The sequence below is a fragment of the Micromonospora sp. S4605 genome (assembly GCF_003176715.1).
GTDB classification, from domain to species: Bacteria; Actinomycetota; Actinomycetes; order Mycobacteriales; family Micromonosporaceae; genus Micromonospora; species Micromonospora echinaurantiaca.
In genome coordinates, this window is sequence record NZ_QGSW01000041.1 from 17,592 (window position 1) to 30,068 (window position 12,477).

The window sequence follows — 12,477 nt, forward strand, 5'->3', positions numbered from 1 at the left end:
CTCACCCCTACCTAACTATTGCCTTACACATTTACATATATTGTTTCTCGCGTTACTTATATAGGGGGTTGGGACGCTGTTGCGCACCAACTCCGCAACAGGCGCAACAGCCGCAACAGAGGCCCGTTTCCCCAGCTAGACACGGACTTTCCTTGTTGCGGACCTTCGCTGGCCAGGCGCAACAGAGGCGCTACGGGGCTGTTCCTCGGGGAGGTATCGCCGCCACACCTCCTCAATGGCATGCCGCTCGAAGCCCTTGCGGTTGGCCTTGTCCGCACCTGCGCGCACGCTCTTCGGGCTGATGCCGTACGGCTTGATGAGCTGGGCGAGCTCGTACTGATTGATCGGCCGCCCGTACTGGTAGTTGCTCCACCGAGCGCCCTCGATGTTGATGAGGCGGTTGACGATGGTGTTGCTGTGGACCTTGTCCTCTTCCGGGTACCAGACGGTCCGCAGATCCTGGAGCAGCTCCAGCCCGGCCGCGTCACCGCTGGCAGCTTCGCCAGCCTCGGCCCCGGTCATGACCCTGGCCGCAGCCCGCGCCCGGTCAGGCCACTTGCCGCCCGCCAGGTCGGCCACCGCGATCAGTGGCTCCCAGGTGTCCGCCGCCCTGTCCTCTACCGGCATGGCGTCCTCGGGGACACCCTTGCTCAGCTCCTCCGAGTACGACCGCAGCCAACGATTGACCTTGGCACCAAGCGCCTCCAACTCCTCTCGGTTGCGGCTGAGGCGGAAGCGCTCCACCTTCTCGTCGTTGGCCCGGCGGCGCATGCGGACTACTACGGCGCGGTCCATGATCGTGTCGGGCAGATCCTTGATGGCGGCCAGCGCTGCGAAGGCGAAGGTCTCCAACTCCTCGGCCCGGTTACGCCGCACGTCCCACCGCCGCACCGGCCGCCCGCGCTGGTGCCCGCTGTTGACGATGCCGCGCAAGTCCTCGTTGTTCTCGGCCTGCTTCTTCGTGCCGAACACCGTGTCAGCCTCATCGATGAAGATGGTTGGCGGGTCAACCGGGGAGATGGAGCGCACCAGCGCCGCAACCGTGGTGTTGGCTGTGGTCAGCGGGTTGAACGACAAGCACTCGCACACATCGATCAGGCGACTCTTCCCGCACCGCTTGGTGGGGCTGATGATGGCCAGCCGTGGCGCTGTGTCCAGCCATGGCACCCCGTGACTTGCCGCGACCCACAGCGTCACCGCGTCGTACGCCTCCTCGCTGGGCAGGATCACGAACCGCCGCAGGGTGTCGTGCACCTGGTCCAGCAGCCAGCGCCCATACCGGGGCCGAGCGCGCACCTGGTCGCGGACACGCGGGGTGGGCAGCGCTGGCATCTGCTGACGGGTCTTCCGTCGCTGCGCGGTCACAGCGTGATCCGCCTTCCACCAACGATGACCGTGAGCCCGACGTACATGTATCCGGCCGCCGCTGCGGTCTCCGGTGTGTACTCGGCCGCTTTGCGCCGCAGGGTGGTAAGGCTGACCGGCACGAAGTCCGCCAGGCCGTACCCGGCTGCGAGGTGGTCAGCCGCGTCCTTGCCCGTGGCGGCTCGTAGAACGCGCACCTGCCACGGCCTGAGCCCGGCGTGCTCTAGTAGCCCCTCGTACCGACGGAGGGCGCAGGCGGCCCCAGCGGCGTCCCTGTCGGCCAGCAGCACCACCCCGGCCGCGCCCCGCAGCCACGCGCACTGCTCCGGGCTGACCTTGCACGCCCCGCCGTGATGGCTGGTCGCCACGACGCCTGCCCGACCGAGCTCCAGCGCGTCACGCTCGCCTTCGGGCCACCACACCGGTTCACCGGCCCGGACCGCCCGGCGTACGGCGCGGAGCTGCCACAGATAGTGGTCAGCCTCGAAGCCTGCCGTGTCCGTCTTCGGCTTCTCCTTGATCCACGGCGCGGACGGGTGCGGTCGCCAGCGGTAGCTGAAGCTCTTGCCGCGCTCATCGTCTGTCCGCCAGCGCACGTGCTGGAACAGCTCGTGGCCGTTCGGTGCTCGGTACGTGTACGCGCAGTCGAATCGGACCCGCGGATTTGGACGCTGGCCCTGCTGAGCAGGGACGCTATGCTGCCTCACAGTTGCCTCTTTCCTGCCAGGGTCGGCCCGCCAGCCGGCCCTGACGCTTACTTGTCGCGGTCAGGTAGTGAGCCCTGTTCGCTGCTGCGCTTGGCCCGAGCCTTGCGCCGCCCCGCAGCAAGCGCTTCGCCCTGTGCCTTGCGCTGTTCCGGGGTCGCCTTGTCCCAGCGCTTGCGCGCCAAGTACCGGCCAACGTCGCTCGGGTTGATCTGCTGTTCCATTGCTTCTCCTCAATGCATGGAGCTTGCTGCAAATAAACTACAGAGCCCGCAGCCCCGTTCTTCCGTCTTTCTTTTCGAGCGCCATTCGCGGGCTTCGTATTCTGATGGCAATTCGCGCTCGCGCCAGTGCTAGCCTTCACCTGCACGATGGTCCGCCCTTCTTCGTCCGTCGGGTCGGGGCGCGGTTTGCTCACAAGGCTTTCCGCGCCCCGACGACGATTCAGCCGCAGGTGGTGCACTTATCGATCGGCACGACGATCAGGCCGCTGTGCCCGCTGTTCAGCAGGTCGCAGATCGTGCCGTCCACCACGGCCCAGAACGGGTCGTCGTGGCGCATCCGGAAGTCACCGAACACCTGGCCGGCGAACTTCCGGCGGAGGGCGTGGAAGGTCATCACTCGACCCCATCCCTTGCTGCGCTGGTCGTTCACCCACCGCTGAATGAGGCGGCCGTGCTCCAAGGCCCAATCGGCCTTCGGATCGATTGCCACGCCCCATTCGTGCTGCTCGGTGCGAAGCTGTTCTGGACACCATTGGGCCGGGGCCTGTGCCTGGCTCAGGGCTACACTGGACATTGCGTTCTCCTTGGGTGGAAAGGGCGTGCCGGTAAGGCGGGGAGAGTCGGGTGAGCCAGTCCCGGCCCTCTCCGCCTTTCTGATGTCAGCGGCGACCGCGCACGCGGGGCGCGTGGTCCGGGGTGCTCTTGGTGAAGCCGGTGGGGCCGCCGGGGTCCCGGAAGCCGGGGCCGGTGGCCATCGGGTCGATCCGCATGCCGAAGCCGTCGAAGCTCTTCAGCAGACTCGGGTACCGGTCGTACAGCGTGTCCACGAAGGCGATCGGCAGTTCCTTGATCTTCTCGGCGGTGGCGCGGACGCTCTCGTGCTGGCTGGCCAGGCGTTCCAGGTTCAGCTCCTCGCGGTGCAGGCGGTGCAGTTCGTCCCGCAGTTCGCGCAGCCGCCCGAGGTCGTCCTCTCCGGCGATCGCCATGCTGATCTCCTTGAGGCGGCTTTCGATGCCGTCGTACCGCTCCGTGAGGGAGGCCTCGAAGGCTTCGGCTTCCTGGAGCTGCTCCTCGGCCGAGGCGCGGATCAGGTCCTCGTACGGCTTGGCCTTCTTGTCGGCCTCGTCCACGAGCTGCTTGTACTGCCGGTCGTTGATCTCGCCGTTCTCGTACGCCTTCTCGACACGGGCCAGGTGGTCCGCGAACGGAGTTGCCATGTCAGATCCCCTTCTTGTACCGGGCGGTCAGCCGCGCCGTCTCGTCCGCCGACGCCGCGCCGTGCAGCAACCGCTGCCGCCGGTCCGCCGCCTCCAGGGCGTCCATCAGTTCCTGCTCGACCTTCTGTCGCCTGTTCTTGACGCGCGCCTTGGCGCTTTCGATGCTGCCGCGCCGCAGCGCCCGCGCGTTCTCGTTCGGGGTGGTCATTTCGTCCCTCCTGCCTCGGGCAATCCCAGCGTTTCCCAGAACAGCGAGAAGATGTCCGCCAGTACGGCCGACTCCGACTTGCCGGTGAGCCGCGTCAGCATTCGCAGCCTTGCTTTCTGCTCGATGGTCAACCGCACCTTCACGGTGTGGTCAACCTCCTTCGGACGGCTTGGCGGTCTCGGCATTTCGCTTCCCTCCTGCGCTGTTGTTTGTGGGCCTACAAACACTGTGCAGAAGGCGCAGGGCCTCTGGCGCATCTTTCTTCCGGGCGCAATTCATCGTCGCCCCACGGCCAATTATCGACCGTGGGGACGGCGAATAGGGAATGCGGTTCTACGGCGTAGAGCGGCCAGCACCAGGCGCAGGGCCAGCCGGCCTATCTAGCCCGGCTGCCGAGCCCTCACGCTGCCTGCTGGCCCGCTGCGGCTGCCGCGCGCACCTGCGCCACGTAGGCGTCAAGGTCTTCGCGAGCGACCCGGATCTGATAGCCGACCTTGCAGCCGGCCAGATCCCCACGCCGCACAAGGCGGCGCGCGGTGGAAATGCTGACGTTCAACTCCTCGGCCACCTGGCCGAGCTTGAGCATGACCCTTGCCATCCCTCTTCCTTCTCCGGTCGGGCCGTGCCCCGGAGACGAAGAAGCCCGGGGGTCACGGCATCACTTGGTGTCGATGCCATCGAGTCCCTCCCGGGCAGTGCGATGGTCTGTTCAGTTGTGCGGCCCGAGCCACGGGGCGGCGTGACCGATGGTCCGAAGTGCCGCGCCCGGCTGCCCGTGGGCTTGCCTGCACGAACGAGCGTAGCGCTGGCCACGCGTGCCGAACAAGTTGGAGAGAGAAGTGGACCCATGCTGCTCGCGGGTACAACCGGGGTACAACCTGTGTCATTGATGGTCATGAACGCCAGGGGTAGCCAACGGCGTCATTCGAGCAGGTCAGATGGCAGACGTGAGCACGGCTGACTACCCTTGACGCCCGTGCCAGAGGGACACACCATCCACCGCCTGGCGGCCCATCACGCCGACCTGTTCGCCGGTGACAAGGTGCACGCCGCCAGCCCGCAGGGCCGGTTCGCCGAGGGCGCCGCCCGGCTCACCGGCACCGTCCTGGAAGCCACCGAGGCGTACGGCAAGCACCTGCTGCACCACCACGCCGGCGGGCTGACCCTGCACGTCCACCTCGGGCTGTACGGGAAGTTCACCGACGGCGCGGGGGAGCCGCCGGCGCCGGTCGGCCAGGTGCGGCTGCGGCTGACCAGTGACCGGCACTGGCTCGACCTGCGCGGCCCCACCGCCTGCGAGTTGCTCACCCCGCCAGAGGTGGCGGCGCTGCGCGACCGGCTCGGCCCGGATCCGCTGCGCGCCGACGCCGACCCGGAGCGGGCGTACGCCCGGATCTCCCGCAGCCCGACGCCGCTGGCGGCGCTGCTGCTCGACCAGTCGGTGGTGGCCGGCACCGGGCTGATCTTCGTCACCGAGGCGCTGTTCCGGGCCGGGCTGTCGCCCACCAGGGCCGGCCGGGAACTGACCCGGGCCGGCTGGGAGCGGCTCTGGGCCGACCTGGTGGCGCTGATGACCCGCGCCGTGGTGAGCGGCCGGATCGACACCGTCCGGGACGCCCACCTGCCCGAGGCGATGGGGCGACCGGCCAGGGTGGACCGGCACGGCGGCGAGGTGTACGTCTACCGCCGCCCGGGCGCGCCCTGCCACGTCTGCGGCACGGCGGTGAGCCGCGGCGCGCTGGCCGGCCGCAACCTCTACTGGTGCGCCACCTGCCAACCGGCGTGATCAGTCGCCGTCGAGGAGCCAGCGGACCACCTCGATCTGGCGAGGGAAGACCTGGTCGTCGCCGATGCTCCAGGCCAGCGTCTGCCCGATGGTCCAGCCACGCACCCGGTCCCGGTCGAGCCCCAGCTCGGCGCTGAGCCGGTCCAGCCGGTGGCGGACGGCGGCGGGGGAGTGGCCCAGCTCCCCGCCCCGGACCAGCGGCGCCACCCCGAACTCCCGCTCGCCGGTCAGCGGCTTCGGGTCGATGACCAGCCACGGTTCCCGGGTCGCCCGGAGCACGTTGCCGGCGTGCAGGTCCTGGTTGACCAGCACCTGCTCGCCCTGACTCGGCACCAGGTCGGCCAGCAGGCCGAGCGCCGCGTCGAGCAGTCGCCGCTCGTACGGGCGGCCGGTGCGTGCCCACTTCACCGGCAGCCGTTCCGCCCAGCCGGCCGCCTCCTCGGCCAGCGGGGTGAACGGTGCCCCGGCGGGGCGCCAGAGCCGGGGCAGCAGCCCGACCACCACGTCGAGCGCCCGCTCCGGCGGCACGGTGTGCAGTGGCGTGCCGGGCACACAGCGCTCCACCAGCAGCGCCCGCCGCTGGGGATCGTGCCCGAGCAGCCGGACCGCGCCGTCGCCCGCCCACCGGTCGAGCGCGGTCGCCTCGTGCACGCTGTCCGGGTCCGGGTACTGGAGCTTGAGCACCGCCGGTGTGCCGTCGGACAGCTCGGCCGGCAGGGCCAGCGAGGCGAACGCGTACCCGAAGGGCGGGCCGACCCGCAGCGACCACCGCTCGACGCAGGCGGCCAGCAGCTCCGGCAGGTCCGCCAGCCACCGCCGTCCGTCCGGAGTGCCGCGTACCCAGTCCAACCCGTCCGGTATCCGCAGCGCCCCGTCCATCCGGCCATCCTGGCCGGGCCCGCACGGCCCGTACAACCAATTCCGGCCGGCGCGGCCGGCGCCGCGCCGTGCTGGCCGGTCTGACAGCGGAAGGACTGGGTGCGTCTGTTGTCGCGCCAACGTCAACAGGCGCACCCAGAGCCGACAGCCCTCGCGTCGGCAGTGCCCGGGTGGGTCAGCGGCCGGCGCCGGCCAGGGCGTCCACGGCCTTGCGGGCGGCGATCAGCACCGGGTCCCAGACCGGAGCGAACGGGGGCGCGTAGCCCAGGTCCAGCGCCGTCATGTCGTCCACCGTCATCTTGTTCCAGAGCGCCACGGCGAGGGTGTCGATCCGCTTGGCCGCCTCGGACCAGCCGACGATCTGCGCGCCGAGCAACCGCCCGCTGGGCTTCTCGGCGATCAGCTTCACCGTCATCGGCCGGGCGCCCGGGTAGTAGCCCGCGCGGTTCGTCGACTTGGCGATCACCGAGACGAACTCGAAGCCGGCCGTGACGGCGTCCCGCTCGCGCAGCCCGGTGCGGCCCACCTCCAGGTCGCAGACCTTGGTCACCGCGGTGCCGATCACCCCGGCGAAGGTGGCGTAGCCGCCGCCGATGTTGATCCCGGCGACCCGGCCCTGCTTGTTGGCGTAGGTGCCCAGCGGCACGTGCACCGGCATTCCGCTGACCCGGTGCAGCGTCTCCACGCAGTCGCCGGCCGCCCAGACCCCGGGCACCCCGGGCACCCGCATCCGGCGGTCCACCCGTACCCCGCCGCTCGGGCCCAGCGGCAGGCCGGCGGCCCGGGCGAGGGCGACGTTGGGGCGTACGCCGAGACCGAGGATCACGACGTCGGCGGGGATCGACCCCTCCTCGGTGACCACCGCGGACACCCGGCCGTCCCGCTGTTCCAGCCCGGTCACCGACAGCCCGGTACGGATCTGCAGGCCCAGCGTGCGCATCGCGTCGACGACCAGTTCGGCCATGTCCGGGTCGACCGTGGACATCGGCTGCTCGTCCCGCTCGACCAGGGTGACCGAGAGCCCGCGCTGGATCAGCGCCTCGGCCATCTCCACCCCGATGTAGCCGCCGCCGACCACCACCGCGTGGCGGGGTGCCGGGTCGGCGTCCAGCCACCCCAGCAGCGCCGCGCCGTCGTCGAGGGTCTGCATCCCGAACACCCCGCCGACGTCACCACCGGCCCAGTCCGGCCGGATCGGGTTCGCGCCGGTGGCGTACATCAGCATGTCGAACCCGGCGCGGACCTCGCCGCCGCGGTCGAGGTCGCGGGCGACCACCTCGCGGCGGTCGAGGTCGATGGCGGTCACCTCGTGCCGGAGCCGCACCTCGATGTCGAACGACTCGCGGAACGTCTCCGGGGCGCGGGCGATCAGCTGGTCCCGCTCCGGCACCAGCCCGCTGATCCAGTACGGGATGCCACACGCCGAGTACGAGGTGAAGTGGCCCCGGTCGAACGCGACGATCTCCAGGTCGTCGCGGTCGCGGCGACGTCGGGCCTGGGACGCCGCCGCCATGCCGGCGGCGTCCGCCCCGATCACCACGAGCCGTTGCGCCACGCGCCTCATCCTGTCACGAACGGCTCAGCCGCGGGTCTGTCGCGCGACGTCCGCCACCACGTCGGCCAGTTGGCCGGTACGGGCGAAGACGGCCCGCTGTCGGGCGGCGCCGCTGCCGTGCCGGCGCAGCCCGCCCAGCAGGTCGGTCACCTCGGCCAGGTCGCCGTGCCGCTCCAGGGCCGGGCGGACCCGCGTCACGAGGTCGTCCAGCAGGTGCCAGGCCGGGCGCAGCTCGCCGTCGGTCAGGTCCACCCCGTCGCCCTCCAGCCCGTCGTGGGCGGCCCGCCAGTGCGCGCCGACCAGCAGGTGGTGGTCGGTGCGGATGGCCGGGCGGCCGGCCGCGATGTCCGCCATCGCGGTGGCCACCAGGGCCCGGACCAGCGCCGCGACCAGCACCGCGTCGTCCACCGACGGGCAGACGTCGCCGATCCGGATCTCCAACGTGGGGTACTTTGCGGACAGCCGGGCGTACCAGTAGAGCATCCCCTCGTCGAGCATCACCCCGCTGGCGATCAGCTGGCGGATCAGCCGCTGGTAGTGCTCGTGCGACTCCAGGTACGGGGTGGGCGCGACCGACGGCCAGCGTTCCCACTCCACCGAACGCCAGCTCGCGTACCCGGTGTCCGTGCCGCGGGCGAACGGGGAGTTGGCGGTCACCGCGTGCAGCGTGGGCAGCCAGGGCCGGACGTGGTTGAGCACCTGCACGCCGGTCTCGGCGTCGGGCACCCCCACGTGCACGTGCATGCCGTTGTTGCCGGGGCCGGGGACCAGCAGCCGGAACCGTTCGATCATCCGGTCGAACCGGGGTTTGTCGACCACCGGCGGCACCGGCCCGTCGACCGGCCCGGTGCCGATCGCCAGCAGCCGTACGCCGGCCCGCTCCGCCGCGTCGGCGAGCGCGGCCCGCAGCAGGCTCAGCGAGTGCCGGATCGAGCTCAGCTCCAGCCCGGGTGGGCTGCCGATCTCGATCTGGCTGGTCTGGAACTCCCGTTCCACCTGCCCGCGCAGCTCCGCCGGCACCTGGTCGAGGACCAGGTCGACGGCGGGCACCGCGGCCCCGGTGTGCGGGTCGACGAGCAGGAACTCCTCCTCGACGCCCACCGTCAGCAGGTCGGTTCCCTCCGCCGTCGCGTCCGGGGCCGTCGCCGCCTGGCCGCTCATCGTGACCACCATCCGTTTCCGCACCGTCGACGGCCGTCCGGCCGCCGTGCCGGCAGTGGTTACCCACCGTGGTCACGGCCGGAAACGCCGGCCCGGGCGCGTCGGTGGCGTGTCGGGTCACCCGGTGGGCGGCCACGGCGCGATGGCCCGCGACGGCGTGACAACGGGTCCTAGGCTGGGCCCGTGCCGGGAGCGTTGGGATTGGTGCTGGAGACGTGGGCGTACGCGCTCGCCCAGCTGACCGTGCTCGCGGACCGCCCGGCCGAGCTGCTCGCCGGCGCCGCGCTGGTGCTGCTGGCCACGCTGCTCGCGGTGCGCGCCGTCGCCGGCGCCGGTGCGCCGGCGGCCTTCGGGCGGGCCACCGCGCTGCGTGCCCGTGCGCGTCGTCGCCGGGTGCCCCGCCAGGTCGACCCGGACGCCCCCGGCCGGCCCCGGCCGCGCGCGCCCGGGGTGTGCCCCTCGGCCGCGTAGCCGCCCGCCGCGCGGCCGATTCCGCCATCATCCGCGCCCGGTCCGGACCCGGTCCGGCGGGCGCCCACCGGAATCGACCGAGGGGTCCACCATGCTCGCCTTCGCACCGCTGCACGATGCCGTCGGCGCCGCCGGCGCCGCCCTGTCCTGGCTCACCGACCTGCTCGAACCGCTGGCCGGCGGCGCGGCCACCGCGGCCGCCATCGTCGTGCTCACCGTCGCCGTCCGGCTGCTCATCTCACCGCTCACCGTCGCGCAGGTCCGCGGCGAGCGGCGCCGCGCGGCGCTCGCCCCCCAGGTCCGCGACCTCCAGCGCCGGTACGCCGACGACCCGGCCCGGTTGCAGTCCGAACTGTTCGGGCTCTACCGCTCGGCCGGCGCCAACCCGGTCGCCGGCTGCCTGCCGGTGCTGCTCCAGGCGCCGTTCCTGCTGGTGATGTACCGGCTCTTCAGCACCGCCGAGGGCGGCACCGGGCTGCTCGACGAGCGGCTCGCCGGGGTGCCGCTCGGGCACCACCTGACCGACGGGCTGGCCGGCGCCGCCGGGCCGCTGTTCGGCGGCCTGCTGGCGCTGCTGGTGGTGCTCGCCTGGTGGATGTCGCGCCGGATCCGGCGCGCCGCCGCCGCGACCGGGACGGTGGCCGGCGCCCCGGCGGAGGGCCCGGGCGCGGCCACCCTGGCCCGGCTGCTGCCGCTGCTGCCGTACGGGACGGTGCTGGTGGCGCTGGTGCTGCCGCTGGCCGCGGTGATCTACCTGGTCACCACGACCGCCTGGTCGGCGCTGGAGCAGGCGGTGCTGCGCCGGCCGCAACCGGTGCCGGCGGGGGCGGACATCGATCGACGTTGACAACTGCGTCCGATGCCCGTACAACTCCTGAGAGAGCGCTCTCTCGCCCCGTCCCCGCAGAGAGGCACGCCCATGCGACCTGCCCCGGCGGCTCCTGCCGCCCTGCCCGCACGACGCCGGCTTCCGCTGGCGTTGGCCCTGCTCACCGCCACCACCACCGTCCTGGCCGGGGTCACCGTGACCGCGAACGCGGCAGTGCCGCCACCGCCGTCCGGGTGGAGTCTGGTGTGGAGCGACGACTTCACCGGCGCGGCCGGCACGCTGCCGTCCGCCAGCAACTGGATCATCGACACCGGCACCAGCTACCCGGGCGGGCCGCCCAACTGGGGCACCGGTGAGATCCAGACGTACACGAACAGCACCGCCAACGTCAGCCACGACGGCGGTGGCAACCTGCGGATCACCCCGCTGCGGGACGGCTCCGGCCGGTGGACCTCCGCGCGTATCGAGACCGTCCGCAGCAACTTCAAGCCGCCGTCCGGAGGCGTGCTGGCCATCGAGGGCCGGATCCAGATGCCCAACGTGACCGGCGCCGCGGCGGCCGGCTACTGGCCGGCGTTCTGGGCGCTCGGCTCGCCCTACCGGGGCAACTACCAGAACTGGCCGGGGATCGGCGAGTTCGACGTGATGGAGAACGTCAACGGCATCAACTCGGTGTGGGGGGTGCTGCACTGCGGCGTCGCCCCGGGCGGGCCGTGCGACGAGTTCAACGGCATCGGCGCGTCCCGGGCCTGCCCCGGCAGCACCTGCCAGTCGGCGTTCCACACCTACCGGTTCGAGTGGGACGCCTCGGTCAGCCCGCAGCAGCTGCGCTGGTACGTCGACGGGCAGCTCTACCACACCGTGAGCCAGTCCCGCGTCGGCGAGCCGTACTGGTCGCAGATGACCAGCCACGCCGGCTACTTCCTGCTGCTCAACGTGGCCATGGGCGGCGCGTTCCCGAACGGGGTGGCCGGTTCCGCCACGCCCACCGCGGCCACCGTCCCGGGCCGGCCGATGCTGGTCGACTACGTCGCCGTCTACAGCCGCGGTGGTGGCGGCACCCCGCCGCCGACCACCCCGCCCCCGGGCGGTACGCGGGACGCGTACGCGACCATCCAGGCGGAGTCGTTCAACGCCCAGAACGGCGTCATCGTCGAGGCGTGCGCCGAGGGTGGGCAGAACATCGGCGCGCTGCGCAACGGCGACTGGGTGCGCTTCGACAACGTGGAGTTCGGCGCCACCCCGCCCCGGGACTTCCTGGCCCGGGTCGCCTCCGGCGCGGGCGCCGGGGTGAGCGGCCTGGTGGAGGTCCGGCTGGACAGCCCGACCAGCCCGCCGATCGGCAGCTTCGCGATCGCCAACACCGGGGGCTGGCAGAGCTGGCGCTCGGTCCCCGGCAACGTCGCCGGGCCCACCGGTCGGCGCACCGTCTACCTGACCTTCAGCAGCGGTCAGCCGAACGACTTCGTCAACGTCAACTGGTTCACCTTCCGCCGCTGAGCGGCACCGGGCCGGGCCCATGGCATGGGGCCCGGCCCGGTGCTCCCGCTCGGGCCGGCTCGCGCCCACTCTGGACAACAACAGTTAACAGTCTTAATAATAATCGCCAACGTCGATGGCTGTTGATGTCATCCGGGTGTGGAGGATGCCGTGAAACGTTCCAGATCTCTGGTCTTGTCGCTGGTCACCGCGCTGACCGCAGCGGTGGGGGCGGTGTGGGTGGCGCTGCCGGCGTTCGCCGCCGGGGCCACCGCCAGCTTCGTGAAAACGTCCGACTGGGGCTCGGGCTGGGAGGGGAAGTACACCATCACCAACGCTGGTGGCTCCACCGTCAACGGCTGGAGCGTCAGCTTCGACCTGCCCGCCGGCACCACCGTCGGCAGTTACTGGGACGCGCTGCTGACCTCCTCCGGTCAGCGCCACACGTTCACCAACCGGTCCTGGAACGGCAGCATCGCCCCCGGCGCCTCGGTCTCCTTCGGCTTCCTGGGCAGCGGCCCGGGCGCCCCGACCAACTGCCTGCTGAACGGCGCGCCCCTGCCTCTTATACACATCTCCGAGCCCACGAGACCGGAGCC

At 71.5% G+C, this 12,477-nt stretch carries 16 protein-coding genes; 5 read left to right on the forward strand and 11 right to left on the reverse strand.

Features of this window, described 5'->3' with window-relative positions:
- Positions 1-135: 135 nt before the first annotated feature.
- The 8 genes from DLJ47_RS01885 to DLJ47_RS01905 form a co-directional block, all read right to left on the reverse strand.
- Positions 136-1,365, reverse strand: a complete 1,230-nt coding sequence (locus tag DLJ47_RS01885) for a DUF3631 domain-containing protein (RefSeq protein ID WP_109898375.1) — start codon at positions 1,363-1,365, stop codon at positions 136-138.
- Positions 1,362-2,072 carry a hypothetical protein gene (locus tag DLJ47_RS01890; protein ID WP_146228002.1) on the reverse strand — a complete coding sequence of 237 codons (711 nt, stop codon included), beginning with the start codon at positions 2,070-2,072 and terminating at the stop codon, positions 1,362-1,364. The genes DLJ47_RS01885 and DLJ47_RS01890 overlap by 4 nt, the downstream gene beginning before the upstream one ends.
- Positions 2,073-2,119: 47 nt before the next feature.
- Positions 2,120-2,293 (reverse strand): hypothetical protein, encoded by a 174-nt coding sequence (locus DLJ47_RS35590; protein WP_158289763.1) that lies wholly within the window; start codon positions 2,291-2,293, stop codon positions 2,120-2,122.
- 220 nt (positions 2,294-2,513) lie between these two features.
- Entirely contained in the window at positions 2,514-2,867 is a 354-nt protein-coding gene (locus DLJ47_RS35310; protein ID WP_146228003.1) for a hypothetical protein, read from the reverse strand.
- Positions 2,868-2,952: 85 nt separating this feature from the next.
- Positions 2,953-3,510 (reverse strand): hypothetical protein, encoded by a 558-nt coding sequence (locus DLJ47_RS01895; RefSeq protein WP_109898377.1) that lies wholly within the window; start codon positions 3,508-3,510, stop codon positions 2,953-2,955.
- A 1-nt stretch (position 3,511) separates the two neighbouring features.
- Positions 3,512-3,718, reverse strand: a complete 207-nt coding sequence (locus DLJ47_RS01900) for a hypothetical protein (protein ID WP_109898378.1) — start codon at positions 3,716-3,718, stop codon at positions 3,512-3,514.
- The gene (locus DLJ47_RS37435) at positions 3,715-3,849 is read right to left on the reverse strand and encodes a hypothetical protein (protein ID WP_255562256.1); all 135 of its coding nucleotides are present in this window, start codon (positions 3,847-3,849) and stop codon (positions 3,715-3,717) included. Before DLJ47_RS37435 ends, DLJ47_RS01900 begins: the two co-directional genes overlap by 4 nt.
- 269 nt (positions 3,850-4,118) lie before the next feature.
- Entirely contained in the window at positions 4,119-4,316 is a 198-nt protein-coding gene (locus tag DLJ47_RS01905; RefSeq protein WP_109898379.1) for a helix-turn-helix domain-containing protein, read from the reverse strand.
- A 378-nt stretch (positions 4,317-4,694) separates the two neighbouring features.
- Here DLJ47_RS01905 and DLJ47_RS01910 point away from each other — a divergent pair, with 378 nt between their 5' ends.
- Positions 4,695-5,504 (forward strand): Fpg/Nei family DNA glycosylase, encoded by an 810-nt coding sequence (locus tag DLJ47_RS01910; protein WP_109898380.1) that lies wholly within the window; start codon positions 4,695-4,697, stop codon positions 5,502-5,504.
- Here the strand turns inward: DLJ47_RS01910 and DLJ47_RS01915 are convergent, their stop codons facing one another.
- From DLJ47_RS01915 to DLJ47_RS01925, 3 genes are all read right to left on the reverse strand, one after another.
- A complete protein-coding gene (locus tag DLJ47_RS01915) occupies positions 5,505-6,383 on the reverse strand; it encodes an aminoglycoside phosphotransferase family protein (RefSeq protein ID WP_233257606.1) in 879 nt (292 codons plus the stop codon).
- Between the two features lie 175 nt (positions 6,384-6,558).
- The gene (locus DLJ47_RS01920; protein WP_109898381.1) at positions 6,559-7,938 is read right to left on the reverse strand and encodes an FAD-dependent oxidoreductase; all 1,380 of its coding nucleotides are present in this window, start codon (positions 7,936-7,938) and stop codon (positions 6,559-6,561) included.
- Between the two features lie 24 nt (positions 7,939-7,962).
- Positions 7,963-9,099 (reverse strand): carboxylate-amine ligase, encoded by a 1,137-nt coding sequence (locus DLJ47_RS01925; RefSeq protein ID WP_233257607.1) that lies wholly within the window; start codon positions 9,097-9,099, stop codon positions 7,963-7,965.
- Positions 9,100-9,282: 183 nt separating this feature from the next.
- On the opposite strand from DLJ47_RS01925, the gene DLJ47_RS01930 reads away from it, so the two are divergent.
- From DLJ47_RS01930 to DLJ47_RS01945, 4 genes are all read left to right on the forward strand, one after another.
- Complete coding sequence (locus DLJ47_RS01930; protein ID WP_233257608.1) at positions 9,283-9,570, forward strand: DUF6412 domain-containing protein; 288 nt, start codon at positions 9,283-9,285, stop codon at positions 9,568-9,570.
- A gap of 91 nt (positions 9,571-9,661) precedes the next feature.
- Positions 9,662-10,417: a YidC/Oxa1 family membrane protein insertase gene (locus DLJ47_RS01935; protein WP_109898383.1), complete on the forward strand. Its 756-nt coding sequence runs from the start codon at positions 9,662-9,664 to the stop codon at positions 10,415-10,417.
- 72 nt (positions 10,418-10,489) lie between these two features.
- Positions 10,490-11,899, forward strand: a complete 1,410-nt coding sequence (locus DLJ47_RS01940; RefSeq protein WP_109898384.1) for a carbohydrate-binding protein — start codon at positions 10,490-10,492, stop codon at positions 11,897-11,899.
- Positions 11,900-12,049: 150 nt separating this feature from the next.
- Positions 12,050-12,477 (forward strand): cellulose binding domain-containing protein (locus tag DLJ47_RS01945; RefSeq protein ID WP_199235649.1); only part of this gene is annotated, 428 nt, incomplete at its 3' end.